Here is a 15,330-nt window from a genome sequence, read left to right as displayed (position 1 = left end):
AATAACAAACAAGGAGGATTATCATGACGCAATATGTAGAAAAAGGCAGTCTTAAAATCGCGGAGGAATTATTTCATTTTATTGAAAAAGAGGCATTACCAGGAGCAGAGGTAGATTCAGAACAATTTTGGCAAGGATTTGAAAAGTTAATTGCCGATTTAACTCCGAAGAATAAACAGTTACTACAAAAAAGAGAAGACATACAAACAAAGATTAATGAATGGCATACAACACAAAAAACGTTTGATGCGAAACAGTATAAGCAGTTTTTAGAAGATATAGGCTACTTGCTCCCAGAAGCTGATGATTTTGAAATTACTACTCAAAATATTGACGATGAGATTGCCATTCAAGCAGGACCACAATTAGTTGTTCCAATTAATAATGGGCGCTATGCAATTAATGCTGCCAATGCGAGATGGGGCAGTCTATATGATGCTTTGTACGGCACAGATGCGGTTAGTACTGAAGATGGGGCAACGAAAGAAGGTGCATACAACCCTATTCGTGGAGAGAAAGTAATTGCTTTTAGTAGAAACTTTTTAGATGAAGTAATCCCATTACAAGAAGGCAGTCATAAAGACGCGATTGCTTATACTGTTGAAGCCAGTGAACTAGTTATTACATTGAATAGTGGGACAAAAGAATCTCTTCGTAATAAAGCATTATTTATCGGTTATCGCGGGACAGAAACAGAACCAACGGCCATTCTTTTGAAAAACAATCAACTACATTTTGAGATTCAAATTGATCGTCAACATCCAATTGGAAAAACCGATGATGCCGGAATTAAAGATATTTTATTAGAAGCTGCAGTTACAACGATTATGGATTGTGAAGATTCAGTTGCAGCAGTTGATGCTGAAGATAAAGTACTTGTATATCGTAATTGGTTAGGATTGATGAAAGGAGATTTAACTTCTACATTTAAAAAAGGTGACCGATCGATCACAAGGGCTATGAATAATGATCGTGAATATTTGGCACCTAATGGAGATACCTTTTCGCTTAATGGACGCTCACTCATGTTTGTCAGAAATGTGGGTCACTTAATGACAAATGAGGCGATATTAACAGAAAATGGTGAGGAAATTCAAGAAGGAATTTTGGATAGTGTGATTACTTCACTAGCAGCAAAACATACATTACTTGGAAATGGAAAATATCAAAATAGTAAAAATAATTCTATCTATATCGTAAAACCTAAAATGCATGGTCCAGAAGAAGTGGCTTTTGCCAATGAGCTTTTTAACCGAACAGAAGATTTATTGGGACTCGATCGTTATACATTGAAGATAGGTGTAATGGATGAAGAAAGAAGAACTTCTTTAAACTTGAAATCTTGTATTAAAGAAGTAAAAGAGAGAGTTGTATTTATTAATACAGGATTTTTAGATCGTACCGGAGATGAAATGCATACCTCAATGGAAATGGGCGCAATGATTCGTAAAAATGATATGAAGTCAACAAAATGGCTGCAAGCATATGAAACATCTAATGTGTTAACAGGGCTTTCTACCGGTTTTAAAGGGAAGGCGCAAATAGGAAAAGGTATGTGGGCGATGCCTGATTTAATGGCAGCCATGCTCGAACAAAAGGTGGCCCACCCTAAAGCTGGTGCAAATACAGCTTGGGTTCCTTCACCGACTGCAGCTACACTTCATGCCCTTCATTATCATCAAGTAGATGTGGCTAAAGTACAGCAATCATTATCAGTGAAAAAGACTGACTTAAGAGACGAGATACTTGCCATACCAGTGGCAAAGGATACTAATTGGACTGGGGAAGAAATCCAAGCAGAGTTGGATAATAATGCACAAGGGATATTAGGATATGTCGTTAGATGGGTTGATCAAGGCATCGGTTGCTCAAAAGTCCCAGATATCAATAATATTGATTTAATGGAGGACCGAGCGACTTTAAGAATTTCGAGCCAACATATGGCGAATTGGTTGCATCATGGTATTGTATCAAAGGACCAAGTGATGACTACTCTAAAAAGAATGGCGAAAGTAGTGGATGAACAAAATGCGGATGATCCATTGTATTATCCGATGGCACCGAACTTTGAGGAATCTGTTGCTTTTCAAGCTGCATGTGAACTAGTTTTTGAAGGAGTTAAACAGCCAAGTGGATATACCGAACCAATTTTACACCGTCGTAGAATTGAGGCAAAAGCGAAGTTTGCTGTAAAACAGTAAAAAAATAATGAATAAAAGAGTGGTTCGTTTGTGGCCACTCTTTCTAAATATAGTAAGAAGAGTGGGAGTTGAAATTGTAATTTAAAACTTAAATGATTGTAGTAGGAGGATTTTAAATGAAATTTGTAAGATTTACGATTAATAATCAATTATTACAAGGTATCATTGAAAATGGGGAGATCAAAGAAATCTCAGGTGATATATTCAATAAGTGGGAAGAGACAGGCACCTATTATGATCAAAGTGATGTTAAACTTGTTTCTCCTATTGTTCCCACCCAAATTATCGGAATCGGTGCAAACTTTGTTAGTGATAAACAAGAACTACCAGAGGAATTACCAGCAGTTCCAGTGTTTTTCTTTAAACCGGTATCATCCGTAATCGGTCCGAATGAAGAGATAATCATTCCTAAAGGGATTGATCAAGTTAAATTTGAATCAGAATTGGCAGTAGTGATTGGTAAAGAAACAAAAGATGTCGCTGAAGAAGATGTGTTTGATCATATTTTTGGTTATACGATTGGTAATGATGTAACAGCTCCTCAATTTTTCCATCAAGACGGTCATTGGACGGTCGGTAAAGCATTTGATACTTTTACTCCTCTTGGGCCAGTTATAGAAACAGAGCTTAAGCTAGAAGAAACTCGCATTAGAGCCAATCTGAATGGTCAATTAAAGCAAGATAGCCCACCTGAGTTAATGATTATTTCTATACAAAAGATGATTGCTTTTCTATCGAAGGTAATGACTTTGAGGGCTGGAGATGTTATCCTTACTGGAAGCCCTGTAGGCGCCGAATTGATTGGTGAAGGTGATATAATTGAATGTGAGATTGAATCAATCGGTCAGTTAACAAATACAGTCGTAAGAAGTAAAGCGGAAGTAAAGTCATAAATGATTTTTGTAGGTTTTGATTGAGGTGAAGGTATGGAAAGAGATAATATGGTGAAATCGGTAAGTAGAGCGCTTGATATTATTGATATGATCAGTTTAAGAAAGTACGGTATGGGTGTGACTGAAATTGCAAATGAAATGGATATCAATAAAAGCTCCGTACACCGCATATTATCAACTCTTGTGAAGTATGGTTATATCGAGCAAGTAAAAGATTCAGGCAAATATAAAGTAGGTTACAAAATATTAAATATTAGTACTAGATTGCTTGATTCAATAGATATCCGCTCAGAAGCGAAGCTTTATTTACAGGATTTGGAGCAAAAGACGAATGAAGTCATTCATCTAGTGGTACCAGATAATGACGAGGTAGTTTATATCGAAAAACTCGATGGGAATGAAGCATTGAGAATGCACTCATCTGTTGGCAAACGTGCGCCTATGCATTGTACATCTGTTGGTAAAGCGATATTAGCACATCAACCAGTACAAGTAGTCAAAGATATTATACAGAGAAAAGGGTTGAAACCTCATACAGAGCATACAATTACAGATGAAATGGCATTGTTAGAAAATTTAAAGATGATTAAGACAAAAGGTTTTGCTCTTGACTTAGAGGAAAATGAAAACGGAATTGTGTGTATTGCTGTTCCAATATTTGACTATCAAAACAATGTATGTGCTGCGATCAGTGTATCCGGTCCATTAATAAGAATGTCACAAGAGCGTTTGCAGGAACTCGCTCCCTTTATGGTTGATATTGGAAAGAGTGTTTCTATACGGTTAGGGTATTTAGATGAATAGTCATCTTTCAATTAGTAAAAACGCTCCCTTATAAAAAAGGGAGCGTTTTTACTTTTTTAGACGAATAACACTTGTTATTACCTCATCTGTTGATCAATCATTCTACTTCTTAAAAACTTTAATTATAAATAAAAAATATCAATTTATAATTTTCAAAATATTGTTGTAATTGCATAATAAATTAGTATAATTAATATATATAATATTTGTTGTATAACAAAATATTTTAGTTATATAACAACAAAGATAATAAGGGGGAGTGTGTGTGAGTACAGGCGTTTTAGCAGTTATTTCATTATTACCGATTATTGCTGTTGCCATTTTTCTTGTAGGACTTAAATGGCCGGCAAGTAAAGCAATGCCGATTTCCTTTCTAATTGCTGCCGCATTAGCATTATTTGTATGGAAGGTTCCATTCAATACTGTAGCTGCAGCAAGTGTAAATGGTTTAGTTGTGGCCATTACACTGTTATATATTATTTTTGGTGCAATATTATTATTAAATACTGTACAAGAAAGTGGAGCCATGAGAACCATTCGCCAAGGCTTCATAGATATTTCGCCAGATCGAAGAATTCAAGTGATTATTATTGCTTGGCTCTTTGGCTCATTTATTGAAGGGGCATCAGGTTTTGGTACACCTGCTGCGGTAGCAGTTCCGTTAATGGTTGGTTTAGGATTTCCTGCAATGGCAGCTGTTGTGGCTGGCATGGTCATACAAAGTACACCAGTTACTTTTGGAGCTGTGGGTACACCTGTATTAGTAGGTGTACAAACAGGTTTATCTGCTAACCAAAGTATAACTGACAATCTCTTAAATGTTGTAACAACGATTGGTGGTCATGCCGCAATCTTGCATATGATCGCCGGTACCTTTATTCCATTATTTGTTGTTGCTTTAATGACTCGCTTTTTTGGTAAAAATAAATCTTTTGCAGAAGGAATTAAAGTATGGAAATTTGCGCTGTTTGCAGCTTTTGCAATGACGATTCCATACGTTATTGTTGCAAATACACTTGGACCAGAATTCCCATCTATGACAGGGGGACTAGTTGGTTTACTGATAGTTGTACTTGCAGCTAGAAAAGGTTTTCTCCTTCCAAAAGATGAAACGTGGGACTTTGAAGAGAAATCAAAATGGGATCCTGAGTGGACAGGTAGAATCGAAGTACAACTAAATAACAATGGGAAAAAAATGGGGTTACTAAAAGCATGGTCACCGTATATCCTAGTGGGAGTCTTTTTAGTTTTAACTAGATTGAAAACGCTTCCTTTAAAAGAGTGGTTACAATCTATTGTTATAAAATTGGAAAATATATTCGGCTCAAGTATTACTGCAAGCTTTGAGATTCTTTATTCACCTGGAACAGTTCTTATTTTAGTATCAATTATTACATTTTTCATCCATGGAATGAATTTTAGCTCCTATAAAAAAGCATGGAGTAGTTCGGCAAAAACAACAGCTGCAGCATCAGTTGCACTTGTATTCACTGTTCCAATGGTTCAAGTATTCATCAATACTGGTGGTGGAGCCGCCGGTTATGAACAAATGCCAATCGAATTAGCAAATGGGGCAGCGGCATTAGCTGGAGAATTCTGGCCATTCTTTGCTACCTTTATTGGTGGGATTGGTGCATTTATCGCTGGTAGTAATACGGTTAGTAATATGATGTTTTCCCTTTTCCAGTATGATGTCGGTAGCCAAATTGGGGTGAACCCGAGCTGGATTGTAGCTTTACAAGCAGTTGGTGGAGCAGCGGGTAACATGATTTGTGTCCATAATGTTGTTGCTGCTTCTGCAGTAGTAGGACTCGTCGGTAAAGAGGGAGAAGTTATTCGTAAAACACTCTTGCCATTTGTTTATTACGCTTTATTTGCAGGTGCTATAGGGTACTCTATTGTATGGTATTCAAGTAAAGGCTTATTTAACCTCGGCACACTGATTGCTGTTCTTATCATTTTGGCTGCATTTTATATTATAGCCACGAACAATAAAAGGCTTAATACGTTGCATCAATATAATCAAACAATTTCAAAGTAATAACAAAAAAAGTAACCGCACTATATTTAGCGGTTACTTTTTTGTTGGAATTACCAGAAAAATAAAGGAAGAAAGACTAAGGCAGCAATAGCACCTAAAGCAATCCCTGCGCCGAATCCCCAGCCCCAACCGCCGCGACCGCAACCACCACGACCGCAACCACCTCTGCGGTATCCGCCTGCATAACCGTAACCACCATAATTTTTGTTCATTGGACGTAAATACACTCTGTCGTTAGATACTCTTTCAATAATTCCACGATGAATTCTACCATCATTCATTTTGATTTCTACAGGCTTTCCTATTCCGTTATAACAGCGATGATAATAACCACTCATTAAAATAACACCTCCGGGAAATAAAAATGCTTTCTCTCCTTATGGTATGTCCACCTTTCTTTTTTGAATAGGTACATGTCCTATATGAAGAGCGGAGTTTTTATCCAGTGTCAACAACTAGAAAGTTAGAATAATATAGATAGTATACAAGGAGGGGAACAATGAAATATTCTTATGAAGATGCTTTAGCCTATTTTCAGGTCCCATTTGCTCACCCTGGAGGGAAGCAACTTACGAGCGAGTTACTAATTAATGAGCCTATTACAACAGAAACGACTATTCTCGACGCAGGCTGTGGAACAGGAAGTACATCTTATCTTTTAAGTGATATATATGGTGCGAGAATAGAAGCAATAGACAAACATGCAGAAATGGTACAGGCCGCAAGAAGAAAGGCGAGCTTGTTAGCAAAACCCTTTCACGTATCGGTAGGTAATGTGGAGAAGTTATCTTTTTCTGATCAACAATTTGATCTGATCCTATCTGAATCTGTTATCGTCTTTACTAACGTGGCAAATACCTTAAAGGAATTTGCACGTGTATTAAAAGACAAAGGGAGACTCTATTTAATAGAGATGACAAAAGAATCATCAATGACTAGTGAAATGGAAGAAGAAATGAAGGCTTTTTATCAATTAGAAAAACTGTTAAGTGAAAAAGATTGGACGAAGGCTTTAGACACTGCCGGCTTTAAAAAGGTCGAGGTTTTAAAGGCAAGTACGATTGCAGAGATGATTGCAGAAGGAGTGAAGATGGGAGACGATAGTTCCCATCAACATATTAAGTTATTAAAAGAAGATTTATCACAAGTGTTAATTGATCATTACCAACTTAACTTACAATTAAGTAACCATCTAGGCTACCGAGTGATACGAGCGATGAAAACGTAGCTCACATTTGATCGAGGGTAAGATTTAACTTTTGATAGATTGCTAATAGTTGTTTTATTTCTTCATTTGTGAGCTGTGCAAATGTATTTTTTTGCAGTTGATGTCCGTCTTCAGCTGCCTTTTTTAATACTTCTAAGCCTTCATCAGTGATTTCTAAATATGAAATCCTTTTATCATTTAAATCAGGTATTCGTTTAATATAATACCGTTTGGATAACTTCTGAATAAGATGCGAAATAGAAGATGGTGCGATACCAAGGCTTTCTGCCAGATCGATAGGTTTCATTTTTCCATCGCGCTTTAAATGACTAAGCAGAAGAATATGAGAAATACCTAATCCCTCATTAAAAGATTGATTCCATTTAATAATCATGCGGTTGGTTACTTGTTCCATCGCATGAATAAGTTCAAAAACAGTTTGATCATTCATTTTATGCCAGGTCCTTCCCTACGTTCATACAGTAATCATATCAAAAAAAAATAATCATGCAACAAGCGTTAGTAGCTTTATGATGTTATTTCTAATAAATGGATATTATCTGTAGAAATCAACTTCACGAAATCCATTTCATAATTACATATTGCTTATGTGTGGGATTTATATTAATAATATTCGAAAAAATAAGAAAAATATAATAAAATATAGAAAAGGAGGAAAGGTAAATATGAATGATACATATATAACAGAAGAGCACGAACTCTTTAGAAAGTCTTTACGGAAATTTTTAGATAAAGAAGCTTATCCCTATTATTCACAATGGGAAAAAGATGGTATGATTCCTAGAGCTTTCTGGAGGAAAATGGGTGAGCAAGGCTTCTTATGCCCAAACATCGACGAGGAATATGGTGGAAGTGGTGTTGATTTTGGCTACTCTGTCGTTATAAATGAAGAATTAGAAAGGGTCGGATCCGGAACGATTGGTATCGGCCTTCATAATGATATTGTTATCCCTTATATCACAACATATGGTACAGAAGAACAAAAGAAGCGATGGTTACCAAAGTGTGCGACAGGCGAATTCATTTCGGCGATTGCCATGACTGAGCCGGGCGCAGGTTCTGATTTGGCATCGATTAGGACGACAGCTATAAAAGTTGATGACCATTATGTACTGAATGGTGAAAAAACCTTCATTACAAATGGAATGAATGCAGATTTGGTTATTGTGGCAGTAAAAACAGATACGAAGGTGACCCCTCCATATAGAGGAATCAGCTTAGTTATAGTAGAGAAAGGAATGAAAGGGTTTACAAGAGGAAGGCAACTAAACAAGGTTGGCTTACATTGTCAGGATACAGCAGAGCTTATATTTGATGATTGTGTCGTATCTAGTGAAAATCTACTCGGTGAGGAGGGTAAAGGGTTCTACTATTTAATGGAAAAGCTTCAACAAGAACGGTTAATTGTTGCTATTGCTGCCCAAATTGCTGCCGAAGAAATGATTAGAATGACAATGGCTTTCATCAAAGAAAGAAAAGCGTTTGGAAAGGCTATTAGCTCTTTTCAAAATACGCAGTTTAAAATGGCAGAGATGGTAACAGATGTAGAGATGAGCCGTGCCTTTCTTCAAAAGTTAATTTATGACCATATGAAACAAAAGGATATTGTCACTCAAGTTTCAATGGCTAAATGGAAATGCACAGAGAATGCGAGAAGAATTGCGACAGAATGCATGCAACTTCATGGTGGATACGGATATATGGAAGAATATGAAATAGCAAGAAGGTATAGAGACATACCTGTTGCCAGTATTTACGCAGGAACCAATGAAATGATGAAATCAATTATTGCTAAAAACTTAGGATTATAGGGGAGGATTTCTTTTGCGCGAAGTAGTTATTATTGATGGGATAAGAAGTGCAGTCGGAAAAAGGAACGGTTCTTTAAGAAATACACGTCCTGATGACTTAGCTGGTGCAGTCATTAAAAGTTTAGTAGAAAAAACAGGGTTAAATCCAACACTAGTAGATGATGTTATTTTAGGATGTGTATCACAAATAGGTGAACAAACAGGAGATATTGCTCGTGTGGCGGCTCTTATCTCTGGATTGCCAATTACAGTACCAGGAACAACGATTGACCGACAATGTGGGTCGAGTCAACAGGCGGTTCATTTTGCCGCCCAGGCGATTTCATCAGGTGATATGGATATCGTTATTGCCGGTGGCGTTGAAAGTATGTCGAGAATACCAATTGGTTCAAGTTATCAGGGTGTAAAACCGAGTGAGCAATTGACTAAGCAATATGAGATTATCCATCAAGGGTTATCGGCGGAAAGAATAGCAGAAAAATATCAGTTCACTCGTGCTCAACTAGATGAGTATGCATATCACAGTCAAGAAAAGGCACTACTTGCTCAAGCAGAAAATCGCTTTAAAAATGAAATTATGCCACTGGAGTTAGTTGACGATAGTGGGGCAACATTCAATTTTGATCAAGATGAGGGGCCAAGAAAAGGAACGAGTATAGAGAAGTTAGGCGGATTGAAACCTTCATTTAAAGAGAATGGCATCATACATGCTGGAAATGCAAGTCAAATAAGTGATGGAGCAGGTGCTTTGCTCATTATGTCAGGTGAGAAAGCACGTGAATTAGGATTGAAACCAAGATTTAAGATAATTACCCGCGTCGTTATTGGGTCAGACCCTACCTTGATGCTTACAGGTCCGATAGCTGCAACTGAAAAAGCATTGCACAAGTCTGGATTAACCTTGGCAGATATGGATGTATTTGAAGTGAATGAGGCCTTTGCTTCTGTGCCATTAGCGTGGTTGAAAGAAACAGGAGCAAATGCGAATAAACTGAATCCAAATGGAGGTGCTATTGCCTTAGGCCATCCACTGGGTGCAAGTGGAGCTCGCTTATTATTAACGATGATGAGTGAATTAGACCGTACAGAAGGTAGATATGGGTTACAAACAATGTGTGAAGGTATGGGTATGGCAAACGCAACAATTATAGAAAAAATCTTTTAATAAAAAAGGGAGGAATAATAGATGACAATGACGATTGCAGAAATCTTTGATTTAACGGTAAGTAAGTTTCCAGAGAAGGAGGCGCTATATGATGTCAGAAAAGATTTGAGGTTTACTTATCGTGAGTGGGCAGACGAAGTCAATAGATTAGCACAGGCGTTACATGTAGCAGGAGTAAAAAAAGGAGACCGAGTTTCTACCTATTTATATAATACAGAAGAATTAGCAACGACGTTTTTTGCCTGTGCAAAAATAGGTGCAGTATTTAATCCTATTAATTTCCGGCTGATGTCAGAAGAATTGTCATTTATTATTTCTGATGCTGAACCAAAGGTGTTTATTTTTGAAGAAACTCTACAGACAGCTGTTGAAAAAGTGGCCAATAGTTTCCCCACAGTTCAATTTTGGTCAATTGATGGCAACCATCCTCCTTTTGCCAAAAGTTATCATGAGCAAATCACAGCTGTTAATAGAGAGAACGTAGAAGTGAAACTATCATCTGATGATCTATATGCGATTATGTATACGAGTGGGACAACTGGGAGACCAAAAGGCGTGCTGCATCGCCATAAAGATATGACAGAACAAAGTCTGATTGTTATCCATGCACTAAATTATCATCAGAATGATAATGGTTTAGTTGCTGCGCCTATGTTTCATTGTGCAGAGTTACATTGTGCTTTTTTACCAAGAGTTCATATTGGAGCGAAGAGTACCATTCTCCACCAGTTTGATGCAAAAAAAGCATTATCACTGATTGATTCAGAAAAAATTACCGCTTTCTTTGCAGCACCAACAATGTGGAATATGATGCTTCAAGAAGATTTACAGGCGTATAATCTTTCAACATTAGAAAAAGGTTTATATGGTGCAGCTCCAATGGCCCCTAGTCTCGTATTTGCTTGTCGGGAGAAATTGGGTGTTAAGTTAACTCAAGCATATGGGATGACTGAAATGGGACCAGCAATTACGTTCCTTAGTGATGAAGACCAGATTCGTAAAGCAGGCTCGGCGGGGCAAGCTTGCTTGAACCATGAGATAAGAATTGTTACACCTAATGATGATGGTCATTCATATGATGATCAAGTCGTTCCAACTGGTACAGTAGGTGAGATCATTGTGAGAGGACCAAGTATGATGCAAGGTTATTATAAAAGAGAGGAAGCAACTAAAAAGGCACTCCATAACGGCTGGTATCACTCAGGAGATATGGGCTATCTCGATGATGAAGGCTTTCTTTATGTGAAAGACCGTGTTGATGATATGGTGATTTCAGGGGGAGAGAATATTTATCCACGGGAAGTAGAAGATGTTATCCATGCACATCCTTCCGTGTTAGATGTAGCTGTATTAGGTGTACCAGATGAGCATTGGGGAGAAGTTGTTATTGCTTACATTGTCAAAAAAGAGGAGAATATTACTGCTGAAATTTTAGATGCATTTTGTAAGCAAAGTGAAAGCCTTGCAAATTATAAAAGACCAAGAAGATATGAATTTGTGGACAGTCTACCGAGGAATGCTAGTGGGAAAATCCAAAAATTTGTATTAAGAAATCAGGAACTATTGCAAAAATAACCGCCAGTAAATGAAAGGGATAATATATGTTAACAGGTGTGAAAATAATTGATTTTACAAACTATTTACCAGGTCCTTTTGCCACGCTTAGATTGGCAGAACTTGGAGCAGAAGTAATTAAAATAGAAGGACCGAATGGTGATCCTGCACGACATTTAGAGCCGATGGGCAAAGGCCAAGGTGTCATATTTACGAGTAATAATCGCGGTAAAAACAGTCATTTCCTCGATTTAAAAGATACAACGGATTTAAATAAGGTGAAGGAACTAATACTAGAAGCAGACGTAATCATTGAAAGTTTTCGACCGGGTGTGATGAAGCGTTTAACATTAGACTATGAAACGATCCAAACATACCATCCCACAATTGTCTATTGTTCATTGGTTGGGTATGGTGAAAATACTTTTTATTCTACCTTTGGAAGTCATGACCTGAATTATATGGCCATTAGCGGGATGTTAGCACAATGGAAGGATGATAAGGGACGTCCCATTCATCCTTCTCAACAAATAGCTGATTTAGTCGGAGGGATTGTGGCAAGCGAAAGAGTTTTAGCAGGTCTTGTTCAAAGAGGGATAAATGCAAAGGGTAGCTACCATCAAGTAAGTATGGCAGATACAATGACGGCTTTGATGGGTAACCACCATCTCGTTCATCAAGTGACAGAAATGAAACAAGGTGTAGAGGTTTTAGCAGGGACCATTGTTAACTATTGTTTATACGAAACAAGTGATGGTCGCTATATGGCATTAGGCGCATTAGAGAAGAAGTTCTGGCAATCTTTTTGTTTAGCTGTTGAACATCCCGAATGGATAGCATGTCATATGATGAAGGTAAGTGATCCTGTTTATAAACAAGTTTGTGCAGTTTTTAAGGAGCGATCATTTACTGATTGGATAGGTGTTAGCGAGCAAGTCGATTGTTGCTTAACACCTGTGTTAGAAATCGATGAAGTACCCAAAAGTAATTATCATCAACAAAGAGGGAGTTTCGTTTATGATGATAACTGGTCTTGTATTCAACAATATTCTGACTTGAGAAATCCTCAAAAAAAGAAATAGGGACAAAAGAACTTAATAATCGTCAAACATATATAGTAACAACTTAGAATATAGTGTTATAATAGATAAACCTTAAAAAGTGATTTGTGTTTAAATGAAGGTTTATTTTTGCAACGTAGATCACAAAAAAGTGAGTGATGATTGTAAGTGAAATTTATTAAGATGATACCAAATATGCTTACTTTAGGCAATTTATATTGTGGATTTTTGTCTATTGGATTTGCTGCTCATGGCCAATATAATAATGCGGCGATATTGATTATTATCGGTATGATGCTTGATAGTATGGATGGTCGTGCAGCGAGAATGTTAAAAGCAGATAGTACGCTAGGCAAAGAATTAGATTCATTAGCGGATGTTGTAACTTTTGGGGTTGCACCGTCATTTCTCGTATATTATACATACTTTTACCAATTTGGTTCTATTGGATTATTAGTTTCTGGGTTATTCCCGCTATTCGGTGCATATCGCTTAGCACGATTCAATATTGGTACTAGTAAGCAGTCCATGCATTATTTTATCGGTGTTCCGATTACTGCCGCTGGTGGTATTTTAGCTATTTTAACATTGTTTGGTCACTGGGTGCCCAGTATTATTACGACAGTTGTATTTACCGCGCTATGTTTTTTAATGGTCAGTCGTATTCGTATTCCGAGTTTAAAAGATATCCCATTACCAAAGTACGGGACAATTGTGACAATCTTTTTAGGCTGTATGCTTTTTGTTCTTTATAAAGGGACATATGGTTCCTATCCTTATTTAATTTATATTGCCACTCCATTATACATTGCCTATTTAGCGTACCGCTTTAAAAAGAACCAAAATAATAAGACTTCCGACTAGTAAGAATTTTACAGTTTGGGAGTCTTTTTTTTGTTGTTAGGAAACCATAAAGTCAGGAATTTAATTGAGTCTTTCGGAGAGAAAAATCATTTTATAAAAAAAGGATGAAGGAGGTTTCTCCTTCATCCCATAACTAAAATAAAATTAGCTTGAAAAGAAAACTTTTTCAGTATTATATTTTGCTTTTAACTTATTAATAATGTAGGTTTCGTATATTTCACGCTCAACAGGATCATCAACATACATACATGCAATTTTAGACACTTGTTCACGGTGATTTTTAATGGGAGACACTTGGTCGTCGAAATGTTTTTTTACACGTTGTCTTAGTTTACGTGCTTTCCCAACAAAAAGAAGGTTCTCTTTTTTGTCAAAGAATAAAATCATTCCACCTCTATCTCTTGGAATCTTTGTAAAGTCCGTAAAACCATATAAATGGCTGATGGCCGTTGTTCCTTGTTCCCCGCCAGGCTTCTTTTTAGTGATAACTAAGTCTGGATGAGGTATTTCAATATTAATCATCAATAATCACTTCCTATTCTAGCAATCATCGTACCACAACCTACATAAAAAAGCCCATACTTCCGCGTATTTTTCTTTAAATGTTTTTAAATCATATAATGGAGAGATAATAAACGTATTCTAAAAAATGAAAGTTTGAAAAATTAATAATATTATTAGGTTGATTTTTACAATTTCTCCATAAATTTATGGGTATATTGATGAAATTTACAAAGGCTTTACAAAAGGTTAATAGAGAATTAAATATGATTCGTTATATTGGGATTAACACAAACAAAATAGCTAAAAGCAATCTAAAGTGGAGGTTTTTCTATGTTAAAACTTCGAAAATGGAAGAGTATTTTGTTACTTTTGTCACTTACTTTAATTTTGACTGCATGCAATGGTGGTGAAGAAGAAGGAGAGGGACAAGCTAGTACAGGTAACGGAAGCACGATATCCATTTCTGGTTCTACGTCAGTTGGTCCGCTAGCAGAAAAGCTAGCTGCTAAATATATGGAAAATGCAGATGTGAACATTGAAATCAATCAAATTGGTTCCTCAGCAGGAATTACAAATGCAATAAATGGAGTTTCCGAAATTGGCATGTCTTCTCGTAACTTAGTGTCAGGAGAAGAAGAAGTATCACCTACAATCATTGCTTTTGACGGAATTGTAGTCGTTACACACGCAAACAATAAAGTAAAAGATTTAACAATGGAAGAAGTGAAAAAGATCTTTACTGGTGAAATAACAAACTGGAAAGAGGTAGGCGGTAAAGATATGGAGATTGTTGTCGTTTCACGTGAAGACGGGTCAGGTTCGAGAGATGCTTTTCAGGAAATTGTTGACTACTCTTCTGGTGAGTTAGTACGGAGCTCAATTATCGCTAGTGGAAACGGAAATATAAAAACGACAGTTGCAACAAATGAACATGCTATTGGGTTTATCTCTTTTGAATATATAGATGATACAATTTCAACGATTAATATTAATGGGGTAGAACCAACCGCTAAAAATGTAATTGAAGAGAAATATCCATTATCTCGTCCTTTCCTTTTCGTGCATAAAGACTTATCAGAGGAAAGCCAAGCGTTTATTGACTTCATTTTAAGTGAAGCTGGGCAGGAAATCGCTGCAGAAGCAGGGGCTATACCAATTATAGAAGAATAACGCTACATCAAACAATTAGCAAGTGACTTTGGAG

At 36.8% G+C, this 15,330-nt stretch carries 14 protein-coding genes; 11 read left to right on the top strand and 3 right to left on the bottom strand.

Going from position 1 to position 15,330, the window contains the following annotated elements; all coding sequences use genetic code 11:
• Positions 1-23 precede the first annotated feature (23 nt).
• The 4 genes from MKX67_RS13355 (at position 24) to MKX67_RS13340 (ending at position 5,939) form a co-directional block, all read left to right on the top strand.
• Entirely contained in the window at positions 24-2,201 is a 2,178-nt protein-coding gene (locus MKX67_RS13355; RefSeq protein ID WP_342488304.1) for a malate synthase G, read from the top strand.
• 116 nt (positions 2,202-2,317) lie between these two features.
• On the top strand, positions 2,318-3,094 hold the full coding sequence (locus tag MKX67_RS13350; RefSeq protein ID WP_095373010.1) for a fumarylacetoacetate hydrolase family protein: 777 nt from the start codon (positions 2,318-2,320) through the stop codon (positions 3,092-3,094).
• Positions 3,095-3,127: 33 nt separating this feature from the next.
• Positions 3,128-3,898, top strand: coding sequence for an IclR family transcriptional regulator (locus MKX67_RS13345; protein WP_095373011.1), 771 nt, complete (start codon positions 3,128-3,130; stop codon positions 3,896-3,898).
• 265 nt (positions 3,899-4,163) lie between these two features.
• Positions 4,164-5,939 (top strand): L-lactate permease, encoded by a 1,776-nt coding sequence (locus MKX67_RS13340; protein ID WP_095373012.1) that lies wholly within the window; start codon positions 4,164-4,166, stop codon positions 5,937-5,939.
• 50 nt (positions 5,940-5,989) lie between these two features.
• On the opposite strand, the gene MKX67_RS13335 is transcribed toward MKX67_RS13340, so the two are convergent.
• Positions 5,990-6,277 (bottom strand): hypothetical protein, encoded by a 288-nt coding sequence (locus MKX67_RS13335; protein ID WP_095373013.1) that lies wholly within the window; start codon positions 6,275-6,277, stop codon positions 5,990-5,992.
• Positions 6,278-6,438: 161 nt separating this feature from the next.
• Between MKX67_RS13335 and MKX67_RS13330 the strand changes: the two genes are divergently transcribed.
• Positions 6,439-7,167 carry a class I SAM-dependent methyltransferase gene (locus MKX67_RS13330; protein WP_095373014.1) on the top strand — a complete coding sequence of 243 codons (729 nt, stop codon included), beginning with the start codon at positions 6,439-6,441 and terminating at the stop codon, positions 7,165-7,167.
• Between the two features lies 1 nt (position 7,168).
• On the opposite strand, the gene MKX67_RS13325 is transcribed toward MKX67_RS13330, so the two are convergent.
• Positions 7,169-7,597: a MarR family transcriptional regulator gene (locus MKX67_RS13325; RefSeq protein ID WP_095373015.1), complete on the bottom strand. Its 429-nt coding sequence runs from the start codon at positions 7,595-7,597 to the stop codon at positions 7,169-7,171.
• A 235-nt stretch (positions 7,598-7,832) separates the two neighbouring features.
• On the opposite strand from MKX67_RS13325, the gene MKX67_RS13320 reads away from it, so the two are divergent.
• The 5 genes from MKX67_RS13320 to pssA all read left to right on the top strand — a co-directional run bounded on the left by MKX67_RS13320 (position 7,833) and on the right by pssA (position 13,622).
• A complete protein-coding gene (locus tag MKX67_RS13320; protein WP_307313453.1) occupies positions 7,833-8,978 on the top strand; it encodes an acyl-CoA dehydrogenase family protein in 1,146 nt (381 codons plus the stop codon).
• 13 nt (positions 8,979-8,991) lie between these two features.
• Entirely contained in the window at positions 8,992-10,143 is a 1,152-nt protein-coding gene (locus tag MKX67_RS13315; protein ID WP_095373017.1) for a thiolase family protein, read from the top strand.
• A 21-nt stretch (positions 10,144-10,164) separates the two neighbouring features.
• A complete protein-coding gene (locus MKX67_RS13310; RefSeq protein ID WP_340975253.1) occupies positions 10,165-11,718 on the top strand; it encodes a fatty acid--CoA ligase in 1,554 nt (517 codons plus the stop codon).
• 26 nt (positions 11,719-11,744) lie between these two features.
• On the top strand, positions 11,745-12,779 hold the full coding sequence (locus tag MKX67_RS13305) for a CaiB/BaiF CoA-transferase family protein (protein ID WP_340975252.1): 1,035 nt from the start codon (positions 11,745-11,747) through the stop codon (positions 12,777-12,779).
• Between the two features lie 147 nt (positions 12,780-12,926).
• Positions 12,927-13,622: a CDP-diacylglycerol--serine O-phosphatidyltransferase gene (gene pssA / locus MKX67_RS13300; protein WP_095373020.1), complete on the top strand. Its 696-nt coding sequence runs from the start codon at positions 12,927-12,929 to the stop codon at positions 13,620-13,622.
• A gap of 144 nt (positions 13,623-13,766) precedes the next feature.
• Here the strand turns inward: pssA and MKX67_RS13295 are convergent, their stop codons facing one another.
• Complete coding sequence (locus tag MKX67_RS13295; protein ID WP_095373021.1) at positions 13,767-14,144, bottom strand: nucleotide excision repair endonuclease; 378 nt, start codon at positions 14,142-14,144, stop codon at positions 13,767-13,769.
• A gap of 312 nt (positions 14,145-14,456) precedes the next feature.
• Between MKX67_RS13295 and MKX67_RS13290 the strand changes: the two genes are divergently transcribed.
• Positions 14,457-15,296, top strand: coding sequence for a phosphate ABC transporter substrate-binding protein (locus MKX67_RS13290; protein ID WP_342488301.1), 840 nt, complete (start codon positions 14,457-14,459; stop codon positions 15,294-15,296).
• Positions 15,297-15,330 lie beyond the last annotated feature (34 nt).

The sequence above is a fragment of the Cytobacillus sp. FSL W7-1323 genome (genome assembly GCF_038595015.1).
Lineage (GTDB): Bacteria > Bacillota > Bacilli > Bacillales > Cytobacillaceae > Cytobacillus > Cytobacillus kochii.
The sequence above is the reverse complement of the archived record's forward strand: the minus strand, read 5'-3'. Positions and strand labels throughout refer to the sequence as shown.

What these genes read in the sequence shown, in the direction of transcription:
- MKX67_RS13345 (WP_095373011.1), top strand. Translation starts at nt 3,128, where the DNA reads ATGGAAAGAGATAATATGGTGAAATCGGTAAGTAGAGCGCTTGATATT.
- MKX67_RS13335 (WP_095373013.1), bottom strand. Translation starts at nt 6,277, where the DNA reads ATGAGTGGTTATTATCATCGCTGTTATAACGGAATAGGAAAGCCTGTA.
- MKX67_RS13310 (WP_340975253.1), top strand. Translation starts at nt 10,165, where the DNA reads ATGACAATGACGATTGCAGAAATCTTTGATTTAACGGTAAGTAAGTTT.
- MKX67_RS13295 (WP_095373021.1), bottom strand. Translation starts at nt 14,144, where the DNA reads ATGATTAATATTGAAATACCTCATCCAGACTTAGTTATCACTAAAAAG.
- MKX67_RS13355 (WP_342488304.1), top strand. Translation starts at nt 24, where the DNA reads ATGACGCAATATGTAGAAAAAGGCAGTCTTAAAATCGCGGAGGAATTA.
- MKX67_RS13290 (WP_342488301.1), top strand. Translation starts at nt 14,457, where the DNA reads ATGTTAAAACTTCGAAAATGGAAGAGTATTTTGTTACTTTTGTCACTT.
- MKX67_RS13330 (WP_095373014.1), top strand. Translation starts at nt 6,439, where the DNA reads ATGAAATATTCTTATGAAGATGCTTTAGCCTATTTTCAGGTCCCATTT.
- MKX67_RS13305 (WP_340975252.1), top strand. Translation starts at nt 11,745, where the DNA reads ATGTTAACAGGTGTGAAAATAATTGATTTTACAAACTATTTACCAGGT.
- MKX67_RS13325 (WP_095373015.1), bottom strand. Translation starts at nt 7,597, where the DNA reads ATGAATGATCAAACTGTTTTTGAACTTATTCATGCGATGGAACAAGTA.
- MKX67_RS13320 (WP_307313453.1), top strand. Translation starts at nt 7,833, where the DNA reads ATGAATGATACATATATAACAGAAGAGCACGAACTCTTTAGAAAGTCT.
- MKX67_RS13350 (WP_095373010.1), top strand. Translation starts at nt 2,318, where the DNA reads ATGAAATTTGTAAGATTTACGATTAATAATCAATTATTACAAGGTATC.